This window comes from Enterococcus sp. BWR-S5 (assembly GCF_016745255.1).
Taxonomy (GTDB): Bacteria; Bacillota; Bacilli; order Lactobacillales; family Enterococcaceae; genus Enterococcus_L.
Window position 1 is genome coordinate 125585 of the sequence record NZ_JADOEQ010000007.1, and the last position, 14752, is coordinate 140336.

Below are 14752 nucleotides of genomic sequence, written 5' to 3' on the forward strand. Positions count from 1 at the left end.
AACTTTTTAAAATTACGAAAAAGCATAACACTTTTCTTCCTGCCTAGCTCATTTGTAATGAGCCTAGGTTGTTTCTTTTAGTAATTGCTGCAGCTTTTCACGATGAATCAGATAATAGGTTCCTCTTTTTTCAATCAAGCCATCGTCCTTGAAGTTTTTCAGCGTATAAAGCAGATGTCTATAGCTGACTCCGAGGTATTCAGCAATTTCGGTGTGTTTCTCCTTATATTGTCCATCAACAGCGACTGTGAGCAGCAGCTCCGCTAAGCGATATTTTAGCTCGAAGGTTTGATTGACAGTAAAATGGTCCATCCGCTTCAGCAGCTTTTGCCCGATATAGCGGCTCAGCATTTTTACAAAGGCCAGCTCATTCATCCATTCTTTTTTTGCATAATTGATAGGAAGCGCAAGGCATATTGTATGACCGATTGCTACCACATCTTTGGTGGCTTCCTCCGCACCAACCAGCGTTAAATCCCCTATAAAATCATGCTCCTCTAAGAATTGAAGAATCACTCGTTTGCCGTTTGCCTGATTTTTCAAAATTTTCGCTTTTCCTTCAAGAATGTAGAAAAGGTAGTGCAGTGTGTCTGTTTCCCGATGAATATACTCATTACGCTCAAATTCGATAATCAAGCTTTGTGCTAAAACTTTTTGCGTAAAAAAACTGTCTGTTGTAATCAGCTGTTTGTGTTCTGAAACAGGATAAGCCGTTTTCTTCATAAATTTTCTCCTCTACTGTGAGATATCTCATCATTTGTTTTCTTCATTTTAGCATATACTGGTTGTAATCAAGGGTTAAGGGGTGTTAAAAGTGGTACTTAAAAAATTTTTGTGGTCTATGTTTTTCTATCTTATCAGTGCCTTTGGAATCAGCTTGAGCATTAAGGCAGCAGTGGGTGTCAGCAGCTTCAATTCGTTGAATGTCGCTCTTTCAGAGGTGACAAGTCTGAAGGTAGGCACGATTACCACTATCATTAATCTAAGCTTTTTACTGATGTGCTGGTTTCTGGATAAAAATAGAAGCTGGAAAGGCTATCTGCTGATGCTGTCTGCCCTGTTATGCTTTGGCTCAGTAATCAATCTCATCTTATATAATATTCTGATACATGTGTCTATTACCACGTATGTTCTGCGACTTCTGCTGTTTGTGACAGGAACGTTAATTGCCGGATTTGGTACGGGGCAGGTGCTCGTATTGAACTATTTGAAATTTCCGATAGAGAATTTCTGTGCTCAGCTTGCGGAGAGAACAACGAAGAGCTTTAAGTATTATCGCTACCTCATTGACATTGTCTGTGTTTCGCTTTCTTTACTGTTGTCCTTAACATTCCGGCTGCCGATTGTCGTAAGGGAAGGAACCTTGATTAGTTTATTTCTGTTATCAAGTGTGATTGCCTGGTCAAGAAAACTGAGGCTCGTACCGGAGAAATTACCGATTGCCGAAGAGCAGGCTGGTTCAAAATAGTTTTTTGAAGAGAAATAATGGATAGGACGATTGCTGTTTGCTGATCGTCTTATTTTTTTGTTCCATGTTTTTTTAAACGAATTAGCGAACACGAAAAAGATAAATTTTAAGGGTGATTTTCATTGATTTTTGAAAAATAGTGAAAATAATTGAAAAGGATTTCTGGGCGGAAATCGATTGTAAAATGCTATTTAAGAGATTTTTTTTCGAAATAATAGATTTTGTCATTTTTACTTAGAATTGCTTAGAGCGAAAATTAGACGGATAAATTTGTTTTATTCCTTAAAAAAGGGTATAATATTAAAGTAAAAGTGAATTTTAAATGAGGGATGAATTTTGAAAAAAACACTTATTTTAGAAACAGATTACATGACGCTTGGTCAGTTTTTGAAAGAAATCAATGTTATCAGCAGTGGCGGTCAGGCAAAATGGTATCTAGCTGACACTAGTGTTTTTGTAGACGGGGAACTGGAGAATCGTCGGGGAAGAAAATTATATCCCGGTATGATGATCGAAGTGCCTGAAGAAGGTACTTTTTTTATGGCAAAAAAAGAAGAGTCAGCTGATGAGGCTGAATAGTATCACCCTAAAGCAGTATCGAAATTATGAAGAGGCATCGTTGGAATTTCCTAAATCATTAACGATTTTTTTAGGAGAGAATGCGCAGGGCAAGACGAATATGCTGGAAAGCATCTATGTACTTGCCATGACGCGCAGCCATCGGACCAGCAATGAAAAGGAGCTAATCGGTTTTGAGCATGATACCGCAAAAATCGAAGGCTCTGTAGAAAAAAATGCCGGAACTGTGCCATTGGAAATCATCATATCGAGCAAGGGTCGTAAAACGAAGGTCAATCATATCGAGCAGAAGCGCTTAAGTTCATATATTGGGCAGCTGAACGTCATTTTGTTTGCGCCGGAAGACCTTTCTCTGGTCAAGGGTTCTCCTCAACTAAGAAGAAAATTCATAGATATGGAGCTGGGGCAGGTCAATCCGATTTACTTATACGATCTGGTCCAATATCAGTCTGTACTGAAACAGCGTAATCAATACCTGAAGCAGCTGGCAGATAAGAGCCAGACGGATACAGTCTATTTGGATATTTTGACGGAACAGCTGGCTGATTTTGGCGGAAAGGTGCTGTTTGCACGGCTTGAGTTCATCAAAAAGCTGGAAAAATGGGCAAATGAACTGCATCGAAGAATCAGCCATGGGAGAGAAGAGCTTTCCATTGAGTACGAATCGAGTATCACGCTTAGTGAGGAAGATACAACAGTGGAAGCCATTCAGCAAGCGATTCTACAGCAGCTTCAAAACAACCGAAAAAGAGAGCTGTTCAAGGCAACAACCTTTATGGGTCCCCATAGGGATGACTTGATATTTAACGTCAATAATCAAAATGTTCAAACATATGGTTCACAGGGACAGCAAAGAACAACAGCTTTAAGTGTCAAATTGGCAGAGATTGATTTGATGTATGCTGAAACCGGAGAATATCCTGTCCTGCTTTTAGATGATGTGATGAGTGAGTTGGACGATGAAAGACAGCTGCATTTGCTGGAAGCGATTGAAGGAAAAGTTCAGACCTTTATCACAACGACTACATTGAACCATTTAACCAATAAAATTACTGTTGAGCCGGATATATTCCATGTTCGACAGGGAGAGATAGCGAGGGAATCATCGAATGACTGAAGAAGAAAAAAGCATGAAAGAACGTGCCAAAGAGTATGATGCCAGCCAGATACAGGTTCTTGAAGGATTGGAGGCCGTAAGAAAGCGTCCGGGGATGTACATAGGCTCGACTAGTTCAGAAGGGCTGCACCATTTAGTATGGGAGATTGTAGATAATTCAATCGATGAGGCATTAGCAGGTTTTGCAACCAGCATTCAGGTAATTATCGAAGCAGATGGCAGTATCACGGTTATTGATGATGGTCGGGGAATTCCAGTCGGCATTCAGGAAAAAACCGGTCGTCCAGCGGTTGAGACCGTCTTTACAGTACTTCACGCAGGCGGAAAGTTTGGCGGCGGCGGATATAAAGTTTCCGGTGGATTGCACGGAGTAGGTTCGTCTGTTGTAAATGCATTGTCGACTACTTTGGATGTAAAAGTATACAAGGATGGAAAAATCCATTATCAGGAGTTTCATCGCGGCGCAGTAGTTGATGATCTAAAGGTAATCGATGAAACTGACCGTCACGGAACAACTGTCCATTTCGTACCCGATCCGGAAATCTTTACAGAAACGGTTGAATTTAATTTCGACAAACTGGCGACACGGGTTCGTGAGCTGGCGTTTTTAAATCGCGGCTTAAGGATTTCAATCGAGGATAAAAGAGAAGAAGCACCGAAACTGAAAGAATACTACTACGAAGGTGGTATTAAGAGTTATGTAGAATACTTGAACGGCACGAAGGAGGTCTTGTTCCCTGAACCAATCTTTATCGAAGGAGAACAACAGGACATCACGATTGAAGTATCTATGCAATATACAGAAGGCTTCCATTCAAATATTCTGAGTTTTGCGAATAATATCCATACGTATGAAGGTGGTACACATGAATCAGGCTTTAAGACTTCCCTGACGAGAGTGATTAACGATTACGCACGGAAACAAAAGATAATGAAGGATAATGATGAGAACTTAACCGGTGAGGATGTTCGTGAAGGACTGACTGCGGTTATCTCTATCAAGCATCCGGACCCTCAGTTTGAGGGTCAGACGAAAACAAAACTGGGAAATTCAGAAGTTCGGACAGTAACAGACCGTCTTTTCTCTGAATACTTCGGCAAATTCCTGATGGAAAACCCAACAGTGGGTAAACAAATCGTAGAAAAAGGGATTCTTGCATCCAGAGCACGTTTAGCTGCGAAGCGAGCGCGTGAAGTAACACGTCGTAAAGGAGCTTTGGAAATCAGCAATCTTCCAGGGAAATTGGCAGACTGCTCCAGTAAAGATCCGGAAAAATGCGAATTATTTATCGTCGAAGGAGATTCTGCCGGCGGTTCAGCAAAGCAAGGACGGAGTCGCGAATTTCAGGCAATCCTTCCTATTCGTGGAAAAATCCTTAACGTTGAGAAAGCCAGCATGGATAAAATTTTGGCAAACGAAGAAATTCGTTCGCTGTTTACAGCAATGGGTACAGGCTTTGGTGGGGATTTTGATGTATCAAAAGCACGCTACCACAAATTGGTTATCATGACCGATGCCGATGTCGATGGTGCTCATATCCGTACGCTGTTGTTGACGTTATTCTACCGCTTTATGCGTCCAATCGTAGAAGCTGGTTATGTTTATATTGCACAGCCGCCATTGTACGGGGTGAAGCAAGGGAAGAAAATCACGTATATTCAGCCTGGTAAAAATGCTGAGGAAGATTTGGCAAAAACAATCGAATCACTACCAGCCTCTCCGAAGCCGACTGTTCAACGATACAAAGGTTTAGGGGAAATGGATGACCATCAGCTTTGGGAGACGACAATGGACCCTGAAAGACGTCTGATGGCACGTGTCAGCGTAGATGATGCGATTGAAGCAGATCAGATTTTTGAAACGTTGATGGGTGATAAAGTAGAACCACGTCGGGCATTTATCGAAGAAAATGCCAGCTATGTTAAAAATCTGGATATTTAAGAGGAGGTTGTGTCACATGCGTTTAGGCTTGAGAATTAAGACGGGATTTTGAAAAATTGTTTTACAAAATATCGACTTAATTCCGAAGAGCCTGCATGTGAAACACCGTTTAAACTAGGAGGTTGGGACACAATGGTGTTCCAGTCCTTGAATAAAGCAATACCAATGGATATCGGATGTCAAAATGTTAAGGAGAAAAATTCATGAGTGAAGAAGTGCAAGAAAATATTCGCGACGTCAATCTGACCAATGAAATGAAAGATTCCTTCATTGATTATGCGATGAGCGTTATCGTTGCCCGCGCATTGCCGGATGTACGTGATGGCTTGAAGCCGGTGCATCGCCGTATTTTATACGGAATGAACGAATTAGGTGTTACTCCGGATAAGCCTCATAAGAAATCAGCCCGTATCGTCGGAGATGTTATGGGTAAATATCACCCCCATGGTGACAGTGCGATTTATGAATCGATGGTTCGTATGGCGCAGCCCTTCAGCTATCGTTATATGCTTGTAGACGGTCACGGAAACTTTGGTTCTGTCGATGGTGACGGAGCCGCAGCGATGCGTTATACAGAAGCTCGTATGAGTAAAATGGCGTTGGAAATGTTGCGTGACATCAATAAAAATACTGTAGATTATCACGGAAACTATGATGATTCAGAGCAAGAACCAGATGTTCTACCTGCTCGTTTCCCAAATCTGCTGGTAAATGGTACAACAGGGATCGCAGTAGGGATGGCTACCAATATTCCGCCGCATAACTTGAGAGAAGTTGTTGCAGCCATTGAAATTTTGATGGAAAATCCTGATGCTACAACCAATGAATTGATGGAAGTATTACCAGGACCGGACTTCCCAACTGGTGGTTTGGTGATGGGTAAATCCGGCATTCGTCGTGCGTATGAAACAGGAAGAGGTTCAATTATTGTTCGAGCAAAAGTTGAATTGATCGATATGCCGAATGGCAAAGAGCGTATTTTAGTTACAGAACTACCATATATGGTTAATAAAGCCAAGCTGATCGAACGTATTTCAGAGCTTCATAGAGATAAACGTATCGAAGGAATCACTGATTTGCGTGATGAATCGTCACGTGAAGGTATGCGTATCGTTATTGATATCCGTCGAGACATGAGTGCTTCTGTTGTTCTGAATAACCTGTATAAGCTGACAGCATTGCAAAGCTCTTTTGGTTTCAACATGCTGGCAATCGAAAAAGGTGTGCCTAAGATTTTAGGCTTGAAACGTATCCTTGAAAATTATATTGAGCACCAACAAATCGTTATCCGCCGTCGTACAGAATTCGAGAAAAACAAAGCGGAAGCACGTGCACACATCTTAGAAGGTCTGCGAATTGCGTTAGACCACATTGATGAAATCATCAAGATTATTCGTGGCGCTTCTTCAGATGATGAAGCGAAAACAGCAATGATCGAACGTTTCGAATTTTCTGACCGCCAAGCACAGGCAATTTTGGATATGCGTCTGCGCCGTCTGACTGGTTTGGAACGTGAGAAAATTGAACATGAATACCAAGAACTTTTGAAGCTGATTAATGAATTGAAAGATATCTTGGCTAAGCCGGAGAGAATCGATGCCATTATTCGTGAAGAATTGCTGGAAATCAGTGATAAATTCGGTGATGATCGTCGAACAGAGCTTTTAGTCGGTGAAGTGTTGAGTCTTGAAGATGAAGACTTAATCGAAGAGGAAGAGGTTGTTATTACCTTAACCAACAACGGGTACATCAAACGCTTGGCTAACAGTGAATTCCGAGCACAACGCCGAGGTGGTCGCGGGGTTCAGGGAATGGGCGTTCACGATGATGATTTCGTGAAAAATCTTGTTTCTTGTTCAACACATGACACCTTACTATTCTTTACGAATACCGGAAAAGTTTACCGCGCGAAGGGCTATGAAATTCCTGAATATGGTAGAACAGCGAAAGGAATTCCGGTTATCAACTTGCTGGGGATTGATTCGAGTGAAAGCATTCAAGCAATCATTTCCGTTACCGGACAAGCTGAGGACGGGCACTATCTGTTCTTTACTACACGAAAAGGTACGGTCAAACGGACAAGCGTTACAGCTTTCTCTAACATCAGAAGCAATGGCCTGATTGCCATTGGCTTGAAGGATGAAGACGAGCTGGTCAATGTTTCTCTAACGGATGGAAAACAGAATATGATTATTGGTACCCATAGTGGGTACTCTGTGACCTTTGATGAAACGACTGTTCGTGATATGGGTAGAAGTGCTTCCGGCGTTAGAGGTATCCGCTTAAGAGAAGATGACTATGTTGTTGGATCAGCTGTTTTAGCTGCTGAAGATGAAGTATTGGTTATTACAGAGCAAGGGTACGGTAAGCGGACGAAGGCGTCGGAATATCCTGTGAAGGGTCGTGGCGGTAAAGGTATTAAGACAGCCAATATCACTGCGAAGAATGGTCCATTAGCCGGACTGACAACCGTTTCAGGCGATGAAGATATCCTGTTGATTACAGATAAGGGTGTTATCATTCGTTTCAACGTAGCGACTGTTTCCCAAACTGGTAGAGCAACATTAGGTGTTCGCTTGATGAGAATGGAAAATGAAGCGAAGGTTGTGACAATGGCTGTCGTTGAGCCTGAGGAAATCGTAGATACTGAAAGCGAAGCTGAAGCTCCATCTACAACCGATGAAACAACTGAGACAACAGAAGAATAAAAATGATATAAAGATATTGTGATAGGGCACCCCACTACTGCGAAAGCTCGCAGCAGTGGGGTGCTTTGTATTATTTGGATAGATAGATTTAAGAAACTCAGCATAGTCGTCACCACGAGGCTTCTTTTTTATGTCAATCATTCATGGTCTCGAATATAAATTGCGTATATTCTTATGAAGGACAAAGTTGAAGAAAAGGGGTAGAAAATATACCGGAGAAGAAGGTGAAGAACAATTTTCCGCTGTCAATTGAAAGCAATCTGTGAGCAATCAATTTTTTTGAAATAGATATTTTAATCGAGATATTTCCGAAAGAAAAAGTTGTAAGTTGTTATTTTTAGAAAGAGAAGAAAACTAGTGAAAACACTTGATTTCATAAGGTTTTACATGTATAATGAAAAATTGTGAGTAGTCTAATTTATTAGATAACTCTCCTTGCTCTTAGCAAACTAAGAGCCTTAAAGTCCACAGGGAGGTGAAAATCAATGAGTCAAGTTACGAATTATGAAATTATGTACATCATTCGTCCGAACATTGATGAAGAAGCAAAAACTGCTTTAGTAGAACGTTTCGACACAATCTTAAAAGATAACGGAGCTGAAGTTATCGAATCAAAAGATTGGGAAAAACGCCGCTTAGCATATGAAATGAACGGATTCCTAGAAGGCATCTATCATATCGTTAAAGTATCTTCTCCATCAACAGCAGGTGCAATCAACGAGTTTGATCGTCTTGCTAAAATCAATGATGATATCATTCGTCATATGATTATTAAAGAAGAAGCTTAAGAATGTTTCACGTGAAACATTTATTAGACGAAAGGAGATGCTAACATGATTAACAATGTTGTACTAGTCGGAAGATTAACGAAAGATCCTGATTTACGATATACTTCCAGTGGTTCTGCAGTTGCTACCTTTACGTTAGCAGTGAATCGTAACTTTACGAACGCAAGCGGAAACCGCGAAGCAGATTTCATTAATTGTGTTATCTGGCGTAAACCAGCAGAAACTTTGGCTAACTATGCTCGAAAAGGAACTTTACTGGGTGTTGTAGGTCGTATTCAAACACGGTCATATGACAATCAGCAAGGCCAACGAGTTTATGTAACTGAAGTTGTCTGTGAGAATTTCCAATTACTGGAGTCTCGTTCAACATCTGAACAAAGACAATCTCAAGATGCACCTTCGTTTAACTCAGGTGGTGGAGGCTTTAATAATAGTAGCCAACCACAGAATAATTTTGCAGGACAAAACAACTTTAATAATAATCAATCATCTCAACCTCAGTCTAACAGCGGTAGTAGTGGTATGCCTGATTTCGATAGAGACTCAGATCCATTTGGTGGATCAGGATCGACTATCGACATTTCAGATGATGATTTACCATTCTAAGAATTTTTGATAGGAGGGAAAAAGAATGGCACAACAAAGAAGAGGCGGACGTAAGCGTCGTAAAGTAGACTATATTGCAGCTAATCACATTGAGTATATCGATTATAAAGATATTGAATTACTAAAGAAATTCATTTCTGAACGTGGAAAAATTTTGCCACGTCGTGTAACCGGTACTGGTGCTAAAAACCAACGTAAATTAACAATTGCTATCAAGCGTGCTCGTATTATGGGATTACTTCCATTTGTAAGCGAAGAGCAATAAAATATATATAATCAACGGACTGGAGCTTCCAGTCCGTTTTTATTTTTGATAAAGAAACAATAGAAGGATTGCGATTAACCGATACTCTAGTGATATCTAAAAGGGAGTATGGGGAAAACCATATTGGACTAAATGCCTGCTAACTAAACATCGTAGTCAACGTTTGGAAAAGCATGTTTTATAAAGAATAGCAGCTCGTGTTAGTATTGAGTATATATTGGATTGGATAACCTCACGAGCGATTCAGTTTTTTTAGTAGTTTAGCTTTCTCGATGGTGCTAAAGGTATTCATTGATAGGTTATATATAGTATGGTTCTACTATTATGTGAAGCACAGATATATAAGAAGGTACATGTAAAGTAAACACACACTTATATTTAAGTGTACTGACCCAATTAGGAACCCATTTACATAGATGCCAGATACTTGGCTGAAGAAAGCTTATTTAAGTCTTTTCAATAATGAATTTGATAAAAAGAGAGAAAGAGTTATAATTAGATGAACAGGTAGCACGGTGTTGGTCATGAATAAAGGAATGTGCCAAACGCTGGAAAAGGATGCATGTTCTATTTGGAGTAGTTAAAATTGGCTATCGAGTATATACTTCTGCTTTTAATAATCATGAGTTTTACCAAGCATTATTTCCAGTATGAATACCCGTTTGATAGAAGGTGTTGCATCTACCTTCCTCATAGTTGGGGTATCTTTGATTGAAGAAACGAAAGCTTTTTAAAGTATAAACCCATCTTTCCGGAAAGATAATCTGAAATTGATAGTCAGAATTTATAATGGGTTATTGGTTGTAGAGTGCGATGTGAAACAGTTGAACTATCTAAGAGCGAAGAGCTTATTTTTAGTGGATAAAAAGGAAAGAAGTAGAGATATCTTAGCAAAAATATTTTTTAGTTGTAGAGGACTGAGCTTTAGAATGTTTCACGTGAAACATTTTGAACTGGGTATGATTCGCCTACATTATGGTAAATGTGGTAAAATAACTAGTATCGTTTTTGATTCACACACTTTGGAGGCAGTATAAATGAAACAGACAAGGCTGAAGAGAGTCTTTCTTTTCTTTGTTTTCCTATTTGCTTTGGAAATGGGGCTAGTCTTTTTTCTTAATAATAAGATAATGATTATTGCTATCTTAGCAGTGATTAATATATACTTAATCAATCGAATCTTGAATTTAATCAGGAGATTAGAACTATCAAACATAGAGAAGATAAGAGAAGCAACAATCAATGCTGAAGACTCAATGGAATTTGCTATTAACGAAGTACCTGTAGGGATTATTACGTATGATGAAACAACGAAGCAACCGATATGGTTAAATCCATACGCAGAAGAAATATTCTATTCACCGGAACAACATCAGCTTAAGCTGACAAAGGAAGATGTTCTATCTTATATCTCTTCTTTTGAAAAAGGGAAAGATACGTTTAAAGTAGGGGATGAACTATTCCGTTTCAAAATGAATATTGAGCAAAAGACGATTACCTTTGAAAATATCACACAAGAGAGTATTCTGTATCAAGAAAAGAAAGCGATGCAGACAGCTATAGGCATAGTCTCTGTCGATAATTATGATGATGTAACAGATAATATGGATGTAAAACAAGTTTCCTATCTGAATAGTTTTTTGACAACAATGATTTCTGATTGGTTGGAAGAATATAAAGTCTTTTATAAACGTCTTAATGCAGAGCGGTACATATTTGTTAGCCAGCTGGAGGATGTCGAAAAGATGATGAGCAGTAAGTTTCAGATTCTTGATAATATTCGAAAACAGACAGCCGAACAGGGAATTGTCGGAATAACACTTAGTATAGGAATATCCTATGGTGGGGATACGCTGGATATAACCGGAACAGCTGCTCAAACAAGCCTCGATATGGCATTAGTAAGAGGTGGAGATCAGGTAGTTGTAAAGGAAGCAAATGGTAATAGCAAGCCAATATATTTTGGTGGAAAATCGGCTTCTGTAGCAAAGAGAACGCGCGTTCGCTCTCGGGCGATGAGTACCGCGATTCAAGGACTAATTAATGAATCTCCGGATGTGTATATCATGGGACACCAGTTTCCTGACATGGATGCAATTGGTTCGGCGTTTGGTGTAGCTAAGCTGGCTAAATCCTATGAAAAGGATGCTTGGGTTATTATAAGTGAAGAACAAAATATTCCTGATATCTATCGTGTAATGGAAGAGCTGAAAGAACACCCAGACCTGCAGCAGCAAATTTTATCGCCGAAAGAAGCGATGAAAAAGATGCGAAGTGATAGCCTATTGATTATGGTAGATTACCACAAGCCATCGCTATCTATTTCCAAGGAGCTGTATGACAAGTTTAATCGTGTGGTGATTATCGACCATCATAGACGCGGCGATGAATTTCCTGATAAATCATTGCTGTCCTATATAGAGTCCTCTGCCTCTTCTGCTTCAGAGCTGGTAACCGAGTTGTTGGAATATCAGGGGAATATGGTCAACAGTAAGTTGGATAAATTTGATGCTACGTTATTGCTGGCGGGGATTGTTGTAGATACGAAAAGCTTTAGTGTCAGAACAACAGCTCGCACCTTTGATGTTGCCAGCTATTTAAGAACTTGTGGAGCGGATTCATCTTTAGTACAATATTTATTAAGCTCCGATTTGACTAGTTACTTGGAAATGAGTCAATTAATCTCCAAGAATGAATATGTCACGGAGGACACAGTAATTGTTGTTGGAGAAGAAGACAAAGAATATGATAGTGTTGAAGCTGCCAAGACAGCAGATACCTTATTGTCCATGGCAGGAATTAATGCGGCATTTGTCATTACAAGGAGATTGGATAAAAAGATTGGTATTAGTGCTCGAAGCAATGGGTCAATAAACGTCCAACTGATTATGGAGGCTCTTGGCGGAGGGGGACATTTTACCAACGCAGCAACTCAGATTTCTTCCGGCAGTATCACCGATGCAAAGACGAAGCTGTTGGAAGTCATTCATAAAAATATTGATGAAATGTATGATGAGGAGTGACAAGGAATGAAAGTAATTTTTTTACAGGATGTAAAGGGTAAAGGAAAAAAGGGCGACATCAAAGAAGTACCGACAGGGTATGCTCAAAATTTCCTAATTAAAAACGGCTTGGCACAGGAAGCGAATAAGGGAAGTATCAGTGCGCTATCCGGACAGAAAAAAGCTCAGGAAAAGCATGCAGCTGAAGTTTTGGAAGAGGCTGAAAAGATGAAAGAGTTTTTAGAGAAGGAAGAAACAGTGATTGAAATCAAAGCGAAGGCTGGGGAAGATGGACGTCTTTTCGGGTCAATCCCTTCTAAACAAATTAATGAGGCGTTGAATAAACAATACAAGGTGAAGCTGGACAAACGGAAAATGGAGTTGTCTCAACCAATCCGTACATTAGGTTTCACTAAGGTACCTGTGAAGTTACACCACGATGTTACTGCTGTATTGAAGGTTCATGTTGTAGAAGAATAACTGAACAAGATATGAATAGTAGAGGAATCATCGATACGGTTAAACATGTATCGATGATTCTTTTTAAAATTTTGAAGAGACGTGGAACATAAAGATTTCCAGTCTCCTAAAACATATACATTTTCAGTGATTCTTGTTAAAATAGAAAGACTAGAGAAATTCATTGTAGGAGAGATAAATAGATGAATGAAGTATGGCAGGATCGAGTACCTCCACAAAGTATAGAGGCAGAACAAGCGGTTTTAGGTTCTGTTTTTTTGGATGCGGAAGTAATCATAGATGCAATGGAATACATAGAACCAAAGGATTTTTATCGCCGTAGTCATCAGTTGATTTTTCAGGCAATGATTACCTTGAATGAACGAAATGAAGCGGTGGATGTTGTCACTGTTAAGAATAAGCTGGAAGAGGATAACTTACTGGAGGATGTGGGCGGACTAAGCTACTTATCAGAGCTGGCCTTGTCTGTTCCAACCGCTGCAAATATTGCTCACTATGCGAAAATCGTTGAGCAGAAATCATTGCTGCGAAACTTGATTCATACAGCGACCGAGATAGTAACCAAAGGATTTGAACAGGGTGAAGATGTTGAGACAATCTTAGACGATGCGGAAAGAAGTATCTTGGAAGTATCTGAGAAGAGAAACCGAAGCGGCTTCTTATCTATCGCAGAGGTATTAAATACGACAATTGCGAATATCGATCAGCTGTACCAGCAAAATGAAGATATTACCGGCTTGCCGACAGGCTATCAGGCGTTGGATAAAATGACCGCTGGCTTACAGGCCGAAGAGCTGATTATTCTTGCTGCCCGTCCAGCCGTGGGTAAGACCGCTTTTGCATTGAATATTGCCCAAAATGTAGGGACAAAGACAGATCGTGGTGTAGCGATTTTCAGCTTGGAAATGGGGGCGGAGTCATTAGTAAACAGAATGCTCTGCGCTGAGGGCTCCATAGAGGCCAGCCACTTGAGAACAGGACAATTGTCAGAAGAAGAGTGGCAGAACTTGATTATCGCCATGGGGAGCCTCTCACGAGCAAATATCTACATTGATGATACCCCGGGGATTAAGATTTCCGAAATTCGTGCGAAGTGTCGAAAGCTGGCACAGGAAAAGGGCAACTTGGGTCTGATTCTTATTGATTACCTTCAGCTGATTGAGGGTTCCGGAAAAGAAAACCGTCAACAAGAGGTTTCTGACATTTCCCGTCAGCTGAAAAAGCTAGCCAAGGAATTAAAGGTACCTGTTATTGCCTTATCTCAGCTTTCCCGTGGGGTAGAGCAGAGACAGGACAAGCGACCAGTTCTTAGTGATATTCGTGAATCCGGATCAATCGAGCAGGATGCGGATATAGTAGCATTCCTTTACCGTGATGATTATTATGAACGTGGCGGTGAAGAGGGCGATGACGATAGGGAGCCACCGGAAATCGATAATGTCGTAGAAGTAATTATTGAAAAAAACCGTAGTGGTGCACGTGGAACAGTAGAATTGTTGTTCATCAAGGAATATAACAAATTTTCTTCTCTTTCCCCACGTGACGAATTCTAAATAACATAGACAGAGAAATCACTTTTTAGAGTGTACAGAGGGCATAATCAAATGTTTTCTGTATACTCTTTTTTTGCTTCCTGGCTAATACGGGGAAGCTGCATTATCCGTTCTTCATTTTATTGTCCGGGTGCCAACTGTACGTGTCAGCAAAAATAGTATAAATGGGTATAAAATTCGTTTTTTTTCTTCTATTTGTTGAAATCGGAAAATATTGTTCGTGTTTTAACTGAAAAATATTTTT

At 40.1% G+C, this 14752-nt stretch carries 12 protein-coding genes; 11 read left to right on the forward strand and 1 reads right to left on the reverse strand.

The genetic code is table 11. The features are described from left to right. Positions 1 to 63: 63 nt before the first annotated feature. Positions 64 to 723, reverse strand: a complete 660-nt coding sequence (gene yeiL / locus IW510_RS10220) for a transcriptional regulator YeiL (RefSeq protein WP_202059246.1) — start codon at positions 721 to 723, stop codon at positions 64 to 66. Between the two features lie 118 nt (positions 724 to 841). On the opposite strand from yeiL, the gene IW510_RS10225 reads away from it, so the two are divergent. The 11 genes from IW510_RS10225 to dnaB all read left to right on the forward strand — a co-directional run bounded on the left by IW510_RS10225 (position 842) and on the right by dnaB (position 14508). Beyond that, positions 842 to 1468 carry a hypothetical protein gene (locus IW510_RS10225; RefSeq protein WP_202059335.1) on the forward strand — a complete coding sequence of 209 codons (627 nt, stop codon included), beginning with the start codon at positions 842 to 844 and terminating at the stop codon, positions 1466 to 1468. Between the two features lie 336 nt (positions 1469 to 1804). Further along, positions 1805 to 2047: a S4 domain-containing protein YaaA gene (yaaA, locus tag IW510_RS10230; protein WP_202059247.1), complete on the forward strand. Its 243-nt coding sequence runs from the start codon at positions 1805 to 1807 to the stop codon at positions 2045 to 2047. Then, a complete protein-coding gene (recF, locus tag IW510_RS10235) occupies positions 2034 to 3164 on the forward strand; it encodes a DNA replication/repair protein RecF (RefSeq protein WP_202059249.1) in 1131 nt (376 codons plus the stop codon). Before yaaA ends, recF begins: the two co-directional genes overlap by 14 nt. After that, complete coding sequence (gene gyrB / locus IW510_RS10240) at positions 3157 to 5106, forward strand: DNA topoisomerase (ATP-hydrolyzing) subunit B (protein WP_202059251.1); 1950 nt, start codon at positions 3157 to 3159, stop codon at positions 5104 to 5106. The genes recF and gyrB overlap by 8 nt, the downstream gene beginning before the upstream one ends. A 203-nt stretch (positions 5107 to 5309) precedes the next feature. Beyond that, on the forward strand, positions 5310 to 7814 hold the full coding sequence (gyrA, locus tag IW510_RS10245) for a DNA gyrase subunit A (protein ID WP_202059253.1): 2505 nt from the start codon (positions 5310 to 5312) through the stop codon (positions 7812 to 7814). A 485-nt stretch (positions 7815 to 8299) separates the two neighbouring features. Next, positions 8300 to 8602 (forward strand): 30S ribosomal protein S6, encoded by a 303-nt coding sequence (gene rpsF / locus IW510_RS10250; RefSeq protein ID WP_202059255.1) that lies wholly within the window; start codon positions 8300 to 8302, stop codon positions 8600 to 8602. A 45-nt stretch (positions 8603 to 8647) separates the two neighbouring features. Next, positions 8648 to 9208, forward strand: coding sequence for a single-stranded DNA-binding protein (gene ssb / locus IW510_RS10255; protein ID WP_202059257.1), 561 nt, complete (start codon positions 8648 to 8650; stop codon positions 9206 to 9208). Positions 9209 to 9233: 25 nt separating this feature from the next. Next, positions 9234 to 9473 carry a 30S ribosomal protein S18 gene (rpsR, locus tag IW510_RS10260; protein ID WP_086348452.1) on the forward strand — a complete coding sequence of 80 codons (240 nt, stop codon included), beginning with the start codon at positions 9234 to 9236 and terminating at the stop codon, positions 9471 to 9473. A gap of 1037 nt (positions 9474 to 10510) precedes the next feature. Continuing rightward, the gene (locus IW510_RS10265; RefSeq protein WP_202059259.1) at positions 10511 to 12496 is read left to right on the forward strand and encodes a DHH family phosphoesterase; all 1986 of its coding nucleotides are present in this window, start codon (positions 10511 to 10513) and stop codon (positions 12494 to 12496) included. Between the two features lie 6 nt (positions 12497 to 12502). Further along, positions 12503 to 12955, forward strand: a complete 453-nt coding sequence (rplI, locus tag IW510_RS10270) for a 50S ribosomal protein L9 (RefSeq protein ID WP_202059261.1) — start codon at positions 12503 to 12505, stop codon at positions 12953 to 12955. A 182-nt stretch (positions 12956 to 13137) separates the two neighbouring features. Continuing rightward, a complete protein-coding gene (gene dnaB, locus IW510_RS10275) occupies positions 13138 to 14508 on the forward strand; it encodes a replicative DNA helicase (protein ID WP_202059263.1) in 1371 nt (456 codons plus the stop codon). The last annotated feature ends 244 nt before the right edge of the window (positions 14509 to 14752 follow it).

What these genes read in the sequence shown, in the direction of transcription:
- recF (WP_202059249.1), top strand. Translation starts at nt 2,034, where the DNA reads ATGAGGCTGAATAGTATCACCCTAAAGCAGTATCGAAATTATGAAGAG.
- rplI (WP_202059261.1), top strand. Translation starts at nt 12,503, where the DNA reads ATGAAAGTAATTTTTTTACAGGATGTAAAGGGTAAAGGAAAAAAGGGC.
- gyrB (WP_202059251.1), top strand. Translation starts at nt 3,157, where the DNA reads ATGACTGAAGAAGAAAAAAGCATGAAAGAACGTGCCAAAGAGTATGAT.
- IW510_RS10225 (WP_202059335.1), top strand. Translation starts at nt 842, where the DNA reads ATGTTTTTCTATCTTATCAGTGCCTTTGGAATCAGCTTGAGCATTAAG.
- ssb (WP_202059257.1), top strand. Translation starts at nt 8,648, where the DNA reads ATGATTAACAATGTTGTACTAGTCGGAAGATTAACGAAAGATCCTGAT.
- rpsF (WP_202059255.1), top strand. Translation starts at nt 8,300, where the DNA reads ATGAGTCAAGTTACGAATTATGAAATTATGTACATCATTCGTCCGAAC.
- IW510_RS10265 (WP_202059259.1), top strand. Translation starts at nt 10,511, where the DNA reads ATGAAACAGACAAGGCTGAAGAGAGTCTTTCTTTTCTTTGTTTTCCTA.
- dnaB (WP_202059263.1), top strand. Translation starts at nt 13,138, where the DNA reads ATGAATGAAGTATGGCAGGATCGAGTACCTCCACAAAGTATAGAGGCA.
- rpsR (WP_086348452.1), top strand. Translation starts at nt 9,234, where the DNA reads ATGGCACAACAAAGAAGAGGCGGACGTAAGCGTCGTAAAGTAGACTAT.
- yeiL (WP_202059246.1), bottom strand. Translation starts at nt 723, where the DNA reads ATGAAGAAAACGGCTTATCCTGTTTCAGAACACAAACAGCTGATTACA.
- gyrA (WP_202059253.1), top strand. Translation starts at nt 5,310, where the DNA reads ATGAGTGAAGAAGTGCAAGAAAATATTCGCGACGTCAATCTGACCAAT.